We start from the raw sequence: 13,299 nt of genomic DNA, 5'->3' as shown, positions 1-13,299 counted from the left end.
GGGTGGAGTAATGTCATGAAGCGCAGCAAAACCATGGAGTTTGGCGTTGGCCTGTTTATGTTGGCTGGCATCATAGGGCTGGTATTTCTCGGCCTGCGAGTCAGCGGCTTAACGCTCTCAGCGCCCTCTGATACGTTCCGTCTTGAGGCAAACTTTGCCAACATCGGCGGTTTGAAACCGCGTGCACGCGTCACCATGGCGGGCGTGACCGTTGGACGTGTCGAGGCCATCGAGCTGGACCGAGAGTGGTACGACGCACGCGTGGTACTGAGCCTGAACAGTGACCTGGAAGGCCAGCTTTCCCAGGATACCACGGCGGCCATTCTGACGGCGGGGCTGCTGGGCGAGCAGTATATTGGTTTGAGTGTTGGCGGTGCCCCGGAGGTGCTGGAAGACGGTGACACGATTCGCGACACGCAATCGGCCCTGGTGCTGGAAGAACTTATTCAGCAGTTTGTGTCCAATATGGTCAGCAACTAAGCATCCATGGTGATGGTGCGTGATTACAAAGGTGTAACGATGCAAAAGATGACAGCAACTTTTTCCCGCTGGTTTGCCCTGGCCCTGCTGCTGATGGCTTTGCCTGCCTTGGCCAAGGCGCAGTCTCAGTCGCCCGAACAGATGATTCGCGACAACATCGAAGGGTTCATGGCGCAAATCGAAGGGCGTGAAGACTACTATGCCAACAATCTCGATGAGCTGAAGGCGCTGGTCAACGATAGCCTGGATGACATTGCCGATTTCCGTTATATCGGTGCCAGCGTCATGGGCAGCTATTTCCGTAATGCTACGCCAGAGCAGCGCAGCCGTTTTGCGGATGTCTTCCGCCAGACGCTGATCGATACCTACACGCGTGGTCTGGTGACCTTCGACTACGACGAGCTGCGTGTGTTGGGCCAACAGCGTGCCCAGCGTCACGAAGATCAAGCCAGCGTCGATATGGAAGTCGTGGCGAGCAATGGTCAAGTCTACCCGGTGAGCTATAGCCTGCGTCTTTCTGACGGCCAATGGCGTGTCGTGAACGTGATTGTCAACGGCATTAACCTGGGCTTGACCTTCCGTAATCAGTTCGACCAAGCCATGCGTGACAATAACCGCGATTATGATGCGGTCATCCGTGGTTGGGCGCCAGAAATAGGTGTGGACGAGCTAGAGCAGGGAGGCGACGCGTGACATCGCTGCTGTCTCGTTCAGAGGTGTCCCTAACGATTCAGGGTGATGCGCTCATGGTTGCTGGCGACCTGACAATGAATGTAGCGACTGAGGTGGCCGCTGCAGGTGTGAAATGGTTACGCAGTGCCAAGTGTTTAGAGGTCTGCTTTGACTTTGAGCAAGTCAGTAAGGCCAGCAGCGTTGCTATTAGTGTCTTATTTGAATGGCTGCGTGCTTGCCAAGCGCTGCAGATCACGGTTCGTTCGATTGTCTTGTCGGCCCCGCTCAAGCGGCTGGCCTCTTTGGCGGAGTTGGATGCGCTTACTTCCTCATCCGTTTCAGCTTGAACTGAGCGATCTTTAGAGCAGCCCATGGGCTGCTCTATTTATTGGTGGCTTGCACGGCATCGCCAAGCGTGTCGCTTTTCTTTATCATGTTCGCCTATTGCTTACTATTTCAACGACCCCAAAGGAGTTTCCTGTCTCATGCAACCCAACGAGGTAAAAGCACTGCTTGAATCCCGCATCGATGGGTGTGAGTTTCACATCCAGGGTGAAGGCTGCAATTTTCAGGTGATTGCAGTTGGTGAAGCCTTTGAAGGTCTTTCTCCAGTGAAGCGTCAACAGCTTGTATACGCAGCGCTTAGCGAGGAAATCGCTTCGGGTGCACTGCACGCTATCAGCATTAAAACGTTTACTCCGACGCAGTGGCAAACTGCGGCGGAAAACGCTCAGTAACGGCCGCTCCATGGATAAACTCATTATTGCGGGCAATGGCTCGGTGGATGGCGAAGTATGGGCAAGCGGTGCGAAAAATGCCGCGCTGCCTATTCTATGCGCGAGCCTATTGGCAGATGGCCCAGTGGTTATCGGTAACCTGCCGCATTTGCAGGATATTACCACCACGCTTGAGCTGTTGGGACGAATGGGCGTTGAGCCTGTGATGGGCGAAAAACTGAGCATTCAACTGGATGGCTCTCAGGTCACTCAATGCCATGCGCCTTACGAGCTGGTGAAAAAGATGCGCGCCTCTATTCTGGTGCTGGGGCCGCTGCTGGCGCACTTTGGTAAGGCGGATGTCTCACTGCCTGGTGGTTGCGCCATTGGCTCACGCCCGGTGGATTTGCACCTGCGTGGTCTGGAAGCCATGGGGGCGGAGATCCACGTTGAAGCGGGCTATATTCGTGCCCGTGTCGACGGTCGTTTAAAAGGTGCAACGATCTATTTTGATACCGTGACGGTGACAGGCACAGAAAATCTGCTCATGGCGGCTACGCTCGCCGACGGCAGAACGGTTCTTGAAAACGCCGCTCGTGAGCCTGAGGTGGTGGATCTGGCCGAGTGCTTGATCAAAATGGGCGCGAAGATTCATGGTCACGGCACGGACACCATCATCATTGATGGCGTTGCCTCGCTGCACGGCTGCGAGCACGATGTCATGCCCGACCGTATCGAGACGGGCACCTTCCTGGTCGCGGCGGCAATGACCGGCGGGCGGGTGAAAGTGAAGCGTACCCGGGCCGATATTCTTGAAGCAGTACTCGTTAAGTTGGAAGAGGCGGGTGCGGAGGTCGACAGCGGTGAAGATTGGATTTCGCTGGATATGCATGGCAAGCGCCCGAAGGCGGTTAATATCCGGACGGCGCCTTATCCCGCATTTCCCACCGATATGCAGGCTCAGTTCGTCGCTATGAATGCCGTTGCAGACGGGCATTCACGGGTAGTAGAGACAATCTTCGAAAACCGCTTTATGCACGTTCAAGAGCTTAACCGGATGGGTGCGAACATCATACTGGAAGGTAACGCCGCGTTAATTAAGGGCGTTGATAAGCTTTCTGGAGCCCCGGTGATGGCAACGGACCTTCGTGCTTCGGCATCTCTGGTCATTGCGGCCATGATGGCTGAAGGAGAGACCCTGGTCGATCGCATCTACCATATTGATCGCGGCTACGAGTGTATCGAGGAAAAATTACAGCTGCTGGGGGCGAAAATTCGCCGTATTCCCGGCTAAGCCACGCGGACAACACTGGCCTTAGACCATGAGTAAGCAACTGATTTTAGCCCTTTCTAAAGGGCGCATTTTGGATGAAACGCTGCCCCTGCTGGCGGATGCGGGCATTACGCCCGCCGAAGATTTAAGTAAAAGCCGCAAGCTGCTGTTCGATACCAACTTGCCGGACGTCAAACTGGTAATTATCCGCGCCACTGATGTGCCCACCTACGTGCAGCTAGGCGCGGCGGATGTGGGTATCGCCGGTAAAGATGTGCTGCTTGAGCATGGTGCGGAAGGCCTTTATGAGCCGCTAGACCTGGAGATTGCTCGCTGCAAGCTGATGACGGCGGGCGTGACAGGGCAGCCCCCTGCCAAAGCACGCCGCCGCGTGGCGACCAAGTTCGTCAACGTAGCGCGTCGCTACTACGCCGAGCAGGGGATCCAGGCAGAGGTCATCAAGCTCTACGGGGCGATGGAGCTGGCTCCGCTCATGAACTTGGCCGATGAGATCGTCGATATCGTCGACACTGGCAATACGCTTCGCGCTAACGGCATGGAACCCCGTGAGCTCATTGCCCATATCAGCACGCGTTTGGTGGTCAACAAAGCGGCCATGACCATGAAGCACGACCGTATTAAGCCGCTGCTAGCGCGCCTGGAAAGTGCCGTAAAAAAGCGTCAGACGCAGCCTATCGAATGACACGAGGTTCATCATGAGCGATACAACCACAGCCACTATTGCCCGCCTCTCGACCAGTGAAACGGCTTTCCATCAGCGCCTCGATGCGCTGTTGGATTGGGGGGGCGTGTCTGATAAAGCGGTCCAGGCTCGTGTTGAGGAAATCTTGGCAGACGTTAAGCAACGCGGTGATCAGGCGGTCATTGAGGCAACCAACCGCTTTGACCGTTTATCGGTCGAATCGATGGCGCAATTGCGCCTAATGCCAGAGCAATTAAAGAAGGCGTATGATGGTTTGCCTGCCGAGCAGCGTGATGCCCTGGCAATGGCTGCCGAGCGTATTAAGCGCTACCACGAGCGGCAAAAGCCGACCTCTTGGCAGTATGAAGAAGCCGATGGCACGGTGTTAGGCCAAAAAGTGACACCGCTTGATCGTGCAGGCATCTATGTTCCAGGCGGTAAGGCGGCTTATCCGTCGTCCGTACTGATGAATGCCATTCCTGCCCACGTGGCAGGTGTGCGTGAAATCGTCATGGTGGTACCTACCCCTGATGGTGTGTTGAATGATCTGGTATTGGCGGCGGCGCACCTAGCGGGCGTGGACTACGTGTTCACTATTGGTGGCGCCCAGGCCGTTGCCGCGCTTGCCTACGGTACGCAAAGCGTTCCTCGGGTCGATAAAATTGTGGGACCCGGCAACATCTACGTGGCCACTGCCAAGCGGGCCGTGTTCGGCCAGGTCGGCATCGATATGATTGCCGGGCCCTCCGAGATCATGGTGGTGTCGGATGGGCAAACCGATCCGGATTGGATCGCCATGGACCTCTTCTCTCAGGCGGAGCATGACGAAGATGCCCAGGCGATTTTGGTGAGCTGGGATGCCGCGCATTTGGACGCCGTGGCGGCTTCCATTGAGCGGTTGCTGCCAACGCTAGAGCGCGAAAAGATTGCCCGCGCATCCCTGAATCGTCGCGGCGCACTGATTCTGTGTACAGATCAGGCCGAAGCGGTTGAGATGATTAACCGTATTGCTCCTGAGCATCTTGAATTGTCGGTTGCTGAGCCTGAGGCATGGCTAGACGATATCCGCCATGCGGGCGCTATCTTTATGGGGCGCCACACGTCGGAAGCGCTGGGGGATTACTGCGCGGGGCCGAACCATGTGCTGCCGACATCCGGCACGGCGCGATTCTCATCACCGCTCGGGGTGTACGACTTCCAGAAACGCTCTTCCATTATCCACTGTTCCCCTGAAGGGGCGTCTGAGCTGGGTAAAGTCGCTTCGGTGTTGGCCCGTGGGGAGTACCTCACTGCCCATGCTCGCTCTGCCGAGTACCGGGTTCGCGATTAACGGGCAGTGTGTTTAGTGTAGCAGGGCGGCTTTAAGAGCCGCTCTGCCTGTCGGCTGATGTTGCGTTGGTCGGCACAGGGCGCTCGCCTACCTCCAGCGTCATCTCCATGCGCTCGCCGCCGCGGACAATCGTCAGAGGCAGTGACGTGCCGGGAGGAATAGATGCAATGTCACTCATAGTAGCGCGTGCATCTAAAATGACCTGGCCATCAATAGAGAGCAGTACATCCCCCGGTTGTAAGCCTGCCTGTGCGGCAGGTCCGCCGCTTACCACGCCTGCCACGATCACGCCTTGTGGGGTGCGTAGCCCAAACGAGGCTGCGAGCTCTCGCGAAAGCGCCTGAGCCTCAATGCCCAGCCAGCCGCGAATTACGCGACCGCGAGTCACCAGCTCATTGAGTATGCTGTGGGCAAGGTTGGCGGGAATTGCGAAGCCGATACCTTGAGAGCCGCCTGAACGTGAGAAAATTGCCGTATTAATTCCCACTAGAGCGCCATCAGGATTAACGAGTGCGCCGCCTGAGTTGCCGGGGTTAATGGCCGCATCGGTCTGAATAAAATCCTCATATGCATTAAGCCCTAAATGGCTGCGCCCTGTGGCGCTAATAATGCCCATAGTGACGGTTTGGCCAACGCCGAAGGGGTTGCCAATTGCCAGTGCCACATCGCCGACGGCGACCTGTTCTGAGTCGGCAAGCTCAATCACCGGTAGATTTTCAAGATCAATGCGCAGCACTGCTAAGTCGCTTTCTGGGTCTGTACCAATCACTTCGGCCAGCGTTTCACGCCCATCGCGCAGGGCAACCTGGATTTGATCCGCGCCATTAATCACATGATGGTTAGTCAGTACATAGCCATCCTTGCTGACAATGACGCCAGATCCCAAGCTGGAGAGCATCCGTTGATGGGTTGTGGCATCGTCGCCGCTGAAGAACTGCCGGAAGAAGGGGTCTGACATCAGTGGGTGCTGGTCGCGCTCTACAATCCGGGATGAATAGATGTTCACCACCGCAGGCGCTGCTTGGTTAACTGCATCGGAGTAGCTAGCCGGGCCCTGGTTGCGGGCAAGAGGTTCTGCTTGGCGAATGTCGGGCGCAGGTCGGTTAGTGCTCTGCTCGTTGCTGGTAGTGGGTACCAGTGCCGGGGGTGTTTCCACCGCTGCGGGCGGAGTCTGTCGAAACGGGTTTGGCAACTGCTCTGGGAACGCGAGCAGTAGCACGGCAGCTAGCAAGAGCCCCGTGGTAATGGGCCATAAATAGGGCAGCACAGAACGGTGCATGCGAGGATTCCTCAGCGGGTGGCAGTCTAAATAGTCGCGAGGTTCGCGATAATGCGGAGCGAGTTTTACAATGGCGTTATGGTAACACTGAATGCCGCTGTGCCTCACGGTGGCTGTTTAAACTGTTAAGGAGTGAGTGTGAATCATCGCGATCAACTTGTCGCCGCTTGTGACCATCAGCTGCGAGCCGAGCAATTTAAGGACTTTACGGTTAATGGGTTGCAAGTTGAAGGGCGTGATACCGTCAAGCGAGTGATGTCAGGAGTGACGGCGTGCCAGGCGCTGTTAGATGAGGCGGTAGCATGGCAGGCTGACATGGTGTTGGTGCATCACGGTTATTTTTGGAAAAACGAGCCAGTGCCTATTACAGGAATGAAACAGCGCCGCATTAAAACGTTGCTCGCCAATGATATAAGCCTTCTTGCCTATCATTTGCCATTAGATGCCCATGCGGAGATAGGCAACAATGCTCAGTTAGCTAAGCGGCTCGGTTGGAAAGTAGAAGGCTGTTTGGATGGGGAGCTGGGGGAAGGGTTGCTCTGGTCGGGGCGTTTGGTTGCGCCCCAAAGTATTGGTGAGCTTGCTGGGCAAATAAGCACCACGCTTCAGCGGTCTCCTCTTGTTGTGGAAGCGCCGTTTGCTGAGCAGTCTATAGAGCGAATCGCATGGTGTACGGGCGGAGCGCAGGATATGATCACCACTGCCTACGAAGCAGGGGCGCAGGTGTTTGTGTCTGGAGAAATATCTGAGCGTACCACGCATTTGGCGCGTGAAATGGGGATTCACTATATTGCGGCGGGCCACCACGCCACTGAGCGTTATGGGGTCCAAGCGCTTGGTGAGTGGCTAGGCAGTGAGTTCGGTGTGGAGCATCGTTTTGTGGATATTGATAATCCTGCCTAACTCAAGGGCGCAGGGCACCTGTCGCTCATTGATCGGGTGCCCTGCTGGCGATACGCGGCAGTAATGGCGGCGTTTGCCTTAGTAGCGGGGAGGTTGTGCTGCTGTACCTTCAGTAGGTTGGTGGCTCTCTTTTAAGCCAAAATCTTCTGACAGCGTACCGTTTTTGCCCGCTGCGTAGTCTCTAGGCATTGCCACGTTGCTGTCGTTTTCAGTGTCGCTTGTGGTGGTGCTGGATGACGGCTTAACGCTGGATAGTTTCCACTGAGTTGCTTCGTTCTCTACCTGTTGCTCAAGCTGATCAGCTTCGTGGCGAATGTTTTCTAAGCGCTGCTGAATGCTCGTTAAGTGGCTGCTCATGCCCTTCTTTAGTTCAGCGATTTGGTGTTCACGTTCAAGCAGTGTCTGCTTGAGTGAAGCGGCATCCCGCGCACCTTTGCTGAAAAGTCGATAGCACACTAAGCCGATGATAAAGCCGACGATTAATCCAATGATTGCAAAAGTGAATGGCGAGCTTGCTTCCACAGTCTTCTCCCTAAGTAATGCGCGCCACTGAACACAGGGCGTGGCTTTTAAAAACAGCCCCATTATAGGCGCGTCTAAGTCGGTTGGGTCAATCCGCTCATGCGCTTAGCGTTTAAGCGGCGTATAATTAGCCCCATTTTATTGAGCAAGCTTTATCTGGCGGGCGGTGGCACGTCGAGGATACAGCTTGGACAATGCGTTGCGGGAGCACATTAATGGCATCAGTATCTGCACGTCAGGCGTCTGATCAAACGCGTCGGCCAACGCCGCTTGAGCGTTATCAAGAAGACCTCAAGCGTAGCGATTTCCAATATGACTCTGCCCAAGAACAAGCAGTGAAGCATCTGCAGCGCCTCTATGATGAGTTGGTGTCAGCGCCGACCACGGTGCCCAAAGCGATAGTCGCCAGTAAAGGCATCAAGGCCAAAATGGCAGGCTTGCTGGGTAAGAAAAATGAACCGGCCAAACCCCCAGTGCCGCAGGTGAAAGGGCTCTATTTTTGGGGTGGCGTGGGGCGTGGAAAAACTTACTTAGTCGATACCTTTTATGAAGCACTGCCGTTTCCCGAGAAGATGCGCACGCATTTCCACCGCTTTATGCAGCGGGTGCACAACGAGCTGACACGCTATAAGGGCGAGAAAAATCCTCTTACGCTCATCGCCGGTAAATTTGCGGCAGAGGCGAGGGTAATCTGCTTTGATGAGTTTTTTGTTAAAGACATTACCGACGCGATGATTCTGGCCAATTTGCTGGAAGCACTGTTTGAGCGTGGTGTTGTGCTGGTGGCGACGTCGAATATTGTACCCAATGACCTCTATAAAGACGGCTTGCAGCGTGCACGATTTGTGCCTGCTATTGAGTTGCTGAACCGTCACTGTGAGGTGGTCAACGTTGATTCAGGGGTCGACTACCGCTTGCGTGCTCTTGAGCGTGCAGAAATTTTCCATGCGCCTTTAGATGATGCTGCCGAGCAGGAATTGGCACGCAGCTTCAGAGAAATTGCCGGACAGCCGGGTGAGGAGGGGGCGCCGCTGGAGGTGAATCACCGAGTGCTGAAAACTCGCCGCTTGCATGATGATGTGGTGTGGTTTGAGTTTGCCGAGCTGTGCGATGGCCCTCGTAGCCAAAATGACTATATCGAGCTTGCTCGGGAGTTTCACACAGTGTTGGTAGCCAACGTCCCGCGAATGGATGGTAAAACGGATGATCAGGCGCGGCGCTTTATCAACATGGTGGATGAGTTTTATGACCGTGGCGTAAAGCTGTTGATGTCCGCTGAAGTGCCGGTGGAGTCGCTGTATAACGACGGTAAGCTCACATTTGAGTTTCAGCGTACTCTGTCGCGGCTCCAGGAGATGCAGTCTCGCGAGTACTTGGCGCTGGCTCATAAACCCTAGTGCCTGCGCATGCATCAAAAAAATAGCTGCGGCACTTAACTTGGGCACATGCTTACTGTAGAATGCCGCCTCGCTACACGTTGCTGGCTAAAATCAGCAACCAAAAAAAATAGGGATGGTGCTTCACCGCTTGGCGGTGTGAGTCACCCAACACACTTAATCTGGTGATTTCATCCATGAAGACGTTCAGTGCTAAGCCGCAGTCCGTCCAGCGCGACTGGTACATTGTCGACGCTACGGACAAAACGCTCGGTCGTCTGGCAACCGAGATTGCTCGCCGCCTGCGTGGTAAGCATAAGCCCGAATTTACCCCTCACGTTGATACCGGCGACTACATCGTCGTGATCAATGCAGAGAAAGTCCAAGTAACCGGTAACAAGGCGAAGGCTAAAACCTACTACCGCCACACAGGTTACCCGGGCGGTCTGCGCTCCATGACATTCGACAAAATGCTCGACCACGCTCCCGAGCGTATCATCGAGTCTGCCGTTAAAGGCATGCTGCCGAAAGGTCCGTTGGGTCGCGCCATGTACTCCAAGTTAAAAGTGTACGCCGGTGCCGAGCATCCGCATGCTGCCCAGCAGCCGCTTGAACTGAACATCTGAGGAAATCTTCGCCATGACACAGCAGTATTACGGTACCGGGCGCCGCAAGACTTCCACCGCTCGTGTGTTCCTGAAGCCGGGTTCCGGCAAAATTACCGTCAACAACCGTGAGCTTGACCAGTACTTCGGTCGTGTTACCGGTCGCATGGTTGTTCGTCAGCCGTTAGAGTTGACTGAAACCCTAAACCAGTTCGACGTCTACGTTACCGTTGAAGGCGGCGGCGGCTCTTCACAGGCTGGCGCTATTCGTCACGGCATCACGCGTGCCCTGATGAATTACAACGAAGACCTGCGTCCTACGCTGCGTGCCGCTGGTTACGTTACCCGCGATGCTCGTCAGGTTGAGCGTAAGAAAGTCGGTCTGCGTAAAGCACGTCGTCGTCCGCAGTTCTCCAAGCGTTAATTTTACGCTATGTGGCAAAAACGCCCAGGTCAAAGACCTGGGCGTTTTTTATTGGAATATCAAAAAATTATAACGCTCGTACCACCATGGTCCGGGGCGGTTGTTCTTGTGCAGAGCGCTTTGTTTTTTTAACATAGACTGTATTTGATATTCGTCGTCGCAAGACGCCTTTGCGACGGAACGGGTAAGCTGATGGGAGAAACCAGAAATGGCAGATAACGGCGTAAACAAAGGCCGGCGCCGTTTCCTCGTAGGCGCCACCTCCGTTGTGGGGGCGGTGGGCGCTGTCGGGGTTGCGGTCCCCTTTGTGGCATCTTGGCAGCCTAGTGCCAAGGCAAGAGCGGCAGGCGCGCCGGTTCAAGCGGATATTTCCAAGCTTGAGCCAGGTCAGCGTATGACCGTCGAGTGGCGTGGTCGCCCGATTTGGATCATTAATCGTACGCCTGAGATGATCGAACGGACCGAAGCGCTAGGGGCTGACAGCTTGGCGGATCCAGAGTCCGAAGTGCCACAGCAGCCTGCCTATATCCAGGGTGGTCTGCGCTCGATCAAGCCTGAGATTGGTGTCTTGATCGGCATCTGTACCCATTTGGGCTGTTCTCCCTTGTATCGGCCCGAGCCGGATGCGGAAGGGGTGGGTGTCGATAACTGGCCGGGTGGTTTCTTCTGCCCATGCCACGGCTCTCGTTTTGACTTGGCCGGTCGCGTCTTTAGCAACGTCCCTGCGCCGACGAACCTTGAAGTGCCGCCCTACCGCTTTGAAAGCGATGACATCATCGTGGTCGGCGAAGATGAGGAGAGTGCCTAATGGCTAATCCAAATAAGGCGAAGGCCGAGAGTGGCATCATGCGCTGGGTGGACGACCGATTCCCCGCCACGCAAATGATGCAAGACCATCTGACGAAGTACTACGCGCCGAAGAACTTCAACTTCTTCTATATATTTGGCGTGTTGGCGCTGCTGGTGCTGGTCAACCAAATCCTGACCGGCGTTTGGTTGACCATGAGTTTCAATCCCTCTGCCGAAGGTGCGTTTGCCTCCGTCGAGTACATCATGCGTGATGTCGAGTGGGGCTGGTTGATTCGCTACATGCATACGACGGGGGCATCCGCCTTCTTCGTGGTCATCTATCTGCATATGTTCCGCGGGTTGCTTTATGGTTCCTACAAAGCGCCACGTGAGCTGGTGTGGATTTTTGGTATGGCCATCTATCTTCTGCTGATGGCCGAAGCCTTCATGGGCTATCTGCTTCCATGGGGTCAGATGTCTTACTGGGGGGCGCAGGTCATTATCTCGCTGTTCTCGGCCATCCCGGGTATTGGCCCTGATCTAGCGCAGTGGGTGCGCGGTGATTTCCTAATTTCAGGCATCACGTTGAACCGTTTCTTTGCGCTTCACGTCGTTGCGTTGCCCATCGTGATTTTGGCATTAGTCGTGCTTCACATCATTGCTCTGCATGAAGTGGGTTCTAACAACCCTGATGGTATCGAAATCAAGCAGAAGAAAGACGAGACCGGCAAGCCGCTCGACGGCATCGCTTTCCACCCGTACTACACCGTGAAGGACTTGGTGGGTATTGCGGTGTTCTTGTTTGTCTTCAGTGTCGTGGTGTTCTACTTCCCGGAAGGGGGGGGCTACTTCATCGAGCGGCCGAACTTTGAACCGGCTAACCCGCTGAAAACGCCTGACCACATTGCACCGGTTTGGTACTTCACGCCGTTCTACGCCATTCTGCGTGCGATTACCTTCTCGCTGTTTGGTCTTGACGCTAAGTTCCTGGGTGTTGTCTGCATGGGCGCGGCGATTGCTGTGCTGTTCGTGCTACCGTGGCTTGACCGTAGCCCTGTGCGCTCTATGCGTTACAAAGGCTGGATGTCCAAAGTTATGCTGCTGCTGTTCTGCATCAGCTTTGTAATTCTTGGTATTCTAGGTGTGCTGCCGTCCACAACAGGTCGCACCATCTTGGCGCAAGTGTGTACAGCCATTTACTTCGCCTTCTTCCTGCTGATGCCGCTCTACACCAAGCTGGAGAAGACTAAACCCGTTCCGGAAAGGGTGACTGGCTAATGAAAAAGCAACTATTAGCACTGCTCTTCGCAATCGTGCCGGTAACCGCGATGGCGGCTGGTGGCGCAAGTGTGCCTCACAGCATGGAGCCTGACCTACAGGATCAGGCGTCTCTGCAAAATGGCATGAAGCTCTATGTTAATTACTGCATGGGCTGTCACTCGCTTGAGCACCAGCGCTTTGCGCGCGCGGCTGATGATCTGGGTATCCCCCAGGATCTGGTAGAAGAGAACTTAATCTTCTCCTCAGACTTAGCGTTCAACGACCAGATGCACATTGCGATGGATCGTGGCGATGCAGAGTCTTGGTTTGGCGCTCCGCCGCCCGACCTGACGCTGGAAGCGCGCCTACGTGGCACTGACTGGATCTACTCCTACCTGTTGGGCTTTTACAAAGACCCGAGTCGTCCCACTGGTGTGAATAACACCGTGTTCGATTTGGTGGCGATGCCTAACGTGCTGGAGCCTCTCCAAGGCGTTCAGGAGTTGGTGTGTGCCGAAACCGATCAGCCGGTGGCGGGGCAGTCTCCCGACCCGCTATCAGGTAAGTATCAGTCTTGTGATGTGCTGCAAGTGACTCAGCCAGGGGCGATGGAGCCAGCCGAGTTCGAGGAAGCGGTATATGACCTGACCAACTTCCTGGCCTACGTGGGTGAGCCTTCCAAGCTGCAGGCGCAAGCCCTGGCACCTAAAGTACTTATCTTTATCTTTATTTTTGGTGTGATTGCTTACCTACTCAAGCGTGAGTACTGGCGAGACGTCCACTAATCAGTAAAGTAGGATAGGCGGTTCAGGCGCACGGCGAAAGCCGTGCGCCTTTTGTTGTGCGCCAGGCACGGCGCGTAGCGCCTTGATAGGCGCTGTTCCTGGGGGTGGTGCCTCAGGATGACTTGGGGGTGAAAGTCCCCTGCACGCCCGGTAAGGGGAAGTGCTAGCCGACGGCAAGGGTG

General features: G+C 55.3%; 16 protein-coding genes. 14 read left to right on the top strand and 2 right to left on the bottom strand.

Annotated elements, in window-relative coordinates; genetic code table 11:
* Nucleotides 1–15: 15 nt before the first annotated feature.
* The 7 genes from mlaD (at nucleotide 16) to hisD (ending at nucleotide 5,174) form a co-directional block, all read left to right on the top strand.
* Nucleotides 16–480, top strand: coding sequence for an outer membrane lipid asymmetry maintenance protein MlaD (gene mlaD / locus NH344_RS14230; protein WP_253028060.1), 465 nt, complete (start codon nucleotides 16–18; stop codon nucleotides 478–480).
* A 39-nt stretch (nucleotides 481–519) separates the two neighbouring features.
* The gene (locus tag NH344_RS14225) at nucleotides 520–1,173 is read left to right on the top strand and encodes an ABC transporter substrate-binding protein (protein WP_044629955.1); all 654 of its coding nucleotides are present in this window, start codon (nucleotides 520–522) and stop codon (nucleotides 1,171–1,173) included.
* The gene (locus NH344_RS14220) at nucleotides 1,170–1,499 is read left to right on the top strand and encodes an STAS domain-containing protein (protein ID WP_044629956.1); all 330 of its coding nucleotides are present in this window, start codon (nucleotides 1,170–1,172) and stop codon (nucleotides 1,497–1,499) included. The genes NH344_RS14225 and NH344_RS14220 overlap by 4 nt, the downstream gene beginning before the upstream one ends.
* Before the next feature lie 138 nt (nucleotides 1,500–1,637).
* Nucleotides 1,638–1,889, top strand: coding sequence for a BolA family protein (locus tag NH344_RS14215; RefSeq protein ID WP_044629957.1), 252 nt, complete (start codon nucleotides 1,638–1,640; stop codon nucleotides 1,887–1,889).
* Nucleotides 1,890–1,899: 10 nt separating this feature from the next.
* A complete protein-coding gene (gene murA / locus NH344_RS14210) occupies nucleotides 1,900–3,162 on the top strand; it encodes a UDP-N-acetylglucosamine 1-carboxyvinyltransferase (RefSeq protein WP_054645138.1) in 1,263 nt (420 codons plus the stop codon).
* A 28-nt stretch (nucleotides 3,163–3,190) separates the two neighbouring features.
* Entirely contained in the window at nucleotides 3,191–3,844 is a 654-nt protein-coding gene (gene hisG, locus NH344_RS14205; RefSeq protein WP_054641296.1) for an ATP phosphoribosyltransferase, read from the top strand.
* 13 nt (nucleotides 3,845–3,857) lie between these two features.
* Nucleotides 3,858–5,174 (top strand): histidinol dehydrogenase, encoded by a 1,317-nt coding sequence (gene hisD, locus NH344_RS14200; RefSeq protein ID WP_058577876.1) that lies wholly within the window; start codon nucleotides 3,858–3,860, stop codon nucleotides 5,172–5,174.
* Between the two features lie 31 nt (nucleotides 5,175–5,205).
* On the opposite strand, the gene NH344_RS14195 is transcribed toward hisD, so the two are convergent.
* A complete protein-coding gene (locus NH344_RS14195) occupies nucleotides 5,206–6,453 on the bottom strand; it encodes a Do family serine endopeptidase (protein ID WP_044629961.1) in 1,248 nt (415 codons plus the stop codon).
* 138 nt (nucleotides 6,454–6,591) lie between these two features.
* Between NH344_RS14195 and NH344_RS14190 the strand changes: the two genes are divergently transcribed.
* On the top strand, nucleotides 6,592–7,356 hold the full coding sequence (locus tag NH344_RS14190; RefSeq protein WP_089675508.1) for a Nif3-like dinuclear metal center hexameric protein: 765 nt from the start codon (nucleotides 6,592–6,594) through the stop codon (nucleotides 7,354–7,356).
* Nucleotides 7,357–7,434: 78 nt separating this feature from the next.
* Here the strand turns inward: NH344_RS14190 and NH344_RS14185 are convergent, their stop codons facing one another.
* The gene (locus NH344_RS14185; RefSeq protein ID WP_054641297.1) at nucleotides 7,435–7,878 is read right to left on the bottom strand and encodes a DUF1043 family protein; all 444 of its coding nucleotides are present in this window, start codon (nucleotides 7,876–7,878) and stop codon (nucleotides 7,435–7,437) included.
* Nucleotides 7,879–8,093: 215 nt separating this feature from the next.
* Here NH344_RS14185 and zapE point away from each other — a divergent pair, with 215 nt between their 5' ends.
* The 6 genes from zapE (at nucleotide 8,094) to NH344_RS14155 (ending at nucleotide 13,117) form a co-directional block, all read left to right on the top strand.
* Nucleotides 8,094–9,275, top strand: coding sequence for a cell division protein ZapE (gene zapE / locus NH344_RS14180; RefSeq protein WP_044629964.1), 1,182 nt, complete (start codon nucleotides 8,094–8,096; stop codon nucleotides 9,273–9,275).
* 176 nt (nucleotides 9,276–9,451) lie between these two features.
* Nucleotides 9,452–9,880 (top strand): 50S ribosomal protein L13, encoded by a 429-nt coding sequence (gene rplM / locus NH344_RS14175; protein ID WP_044629965.1) that lies wholly within the window; start codon nucleotides 9,452–9,454, stop codon nucleotides 9,878–9,880.
* A gap of 13 nt (nucleotides 9,881–9,893) precedes the next feature.
* Entirely contained in the window at nucleotides 9,894–10,283 is a 390-nt protein-coding gene (gene rpsI / locus NH344_RS14170) for a 30S ribosomal protein S9 (protein ID WP_044629966.1), read from the top strand.
* Nucleotides 10,284–10,491: 208 nt separating this feature from the next.
* Nucleotides 10,492–11,091: a ubiquinol-cytochrome c reductase iron-sulfur subunit gene (petA, locus tag NH344_RS14165; RefSeq protein WP_044629967.1), complete on the top strand. Its 600-nt coding sequence runs from the start codon at nucleotides 10,492–10,494 to the stop codon at nucleotides 11,089–11,091.
* A complete protein-coding gene (locus NH344_RS14160; protein ID WP_044629968.1) occupies nucleotides 11,091–12,350 on the top strand; it encodes a cytochrome bc complex cytochrome b subunit in 1,260 nt (419 codons plus the stop codon). Before petA ends, NH344_RS14160 begins: the two co-directional genes overlap by 1 nt.
* The gene (locus NH344_RS14155) at nucleotides 12,350–13,117 is read left to right on the top strand and encodes a cytochrome c1 (protein ID WP_044629969.1); all 768 of its coding nucleotides are present in this window, start codon (nucleotides 12,350–12,352) and stop codon (nucleotides 13,115–13,117) included. The genes NH344_RS14160 and NH344_RS14155 overlap by 1 nt, the downstream gene beginning before the upstream one ends.
* The last annotated feature ends 182 nt before the right edge of the window (nucleotides 13,118–13,299 follow it).

The organism is Halomonas sp. Ps84H-12, assembly GCF_024124725.1.
Classification (GTDB): domain Bacteria; phylum Pseudomonadota; class Gammaproteobacteria; order Pseudomonadales; family Halomonadaceae; genus Vreelandella; species Vreelandella aquamarina.
Note: the sequence above shows the minus strand (reverse complement) of the source record. Positions and strands in the feature narration are given on the sequence as shown.

Coding starts and splice junctions, on each gene's coding strand:
- NH344_RS14155 (WP_044629969.1), top strand. CDS start 12,350: ATGAAAAAGCAACTATTAGCACTGCTCTTCGCAATCGTGCCGGTAACC.
- petA (WP_044629967.1), top strand. CDS start 10,492: ATGGCAGATAACGGCGTAAACAAAGGCCGGCGCCGTTTCCTCGTAGGC.
- NH344_RS14195 (WP_044629961.1), bottom strand. CDS start 6,453: ATGCACCGTTCTGTGCTGCCCTATTTATGGCCCATTACCACGGGGCTC.
- hisD (WP_058577876.1), top strand. CDS start 3,858: ATGAGCGATACAACCACAGCCACTATTGCCCGCCTCTCGACCAGTGAA.
- NH344_RS14225 (WP_044629955.1), top strand. CDS start 520: ATGCAAAAGATGACAGCAACTTTTTCCCGCTGGTTTGCCCTGGCCCTG.
- NH344_RS14160 (WP_044629968.1), top strand. CDS start 11,091: ATGGCTAATCCAAATAAGGCGAAGGCCGAGAGTGGCATCATGCGCTGG.
- rplM (WP_044629965.1), top strand. CDS start 9,452: ATGAAGACGTTCAGTGCTAAGCCGCAGTCCGTCCAGCGCGACTGGTAC.
- hisG (WP_054641296.1), top strand. CDS start 3,191: ATGAGTAAGCAACTGATTTTAGCCCTTTCTAAAGGGCGCATTTTGGAT.
- NH344_RS14215 (WP_044629957.1), top strand. CDS start 1,638: ATGCAACCCAACGAGGTAAAAGCACTGCTTGAATCCCGCATCGATGGG.
- zapE (WP_044629964.1), top strand. CDS start 8,094: ATGGCATCAGTATCTGCACGTCAGGCGTCTGATCAAACGCGTCGGCCA.
- rpsI (WP_044629966.1), top strand. CDS start 9,894: ATGACACAGCAGTATTACGGTACCGGGCGCCGCAAGACTTCCACCGCT.
- mlaD (WP_253028060.1), top strand. CDS start 16: ATGAAGCGCAGCAAAACCATGGAGTTTGGCGTTGGCCTGTTTATGTTG.
- murA (WP_054645138.1), top strand. CDS start 1,900: ATGGATAAACTCATTATTGCGGGCAATGGCTCGGTGGATGGCGAAGTA.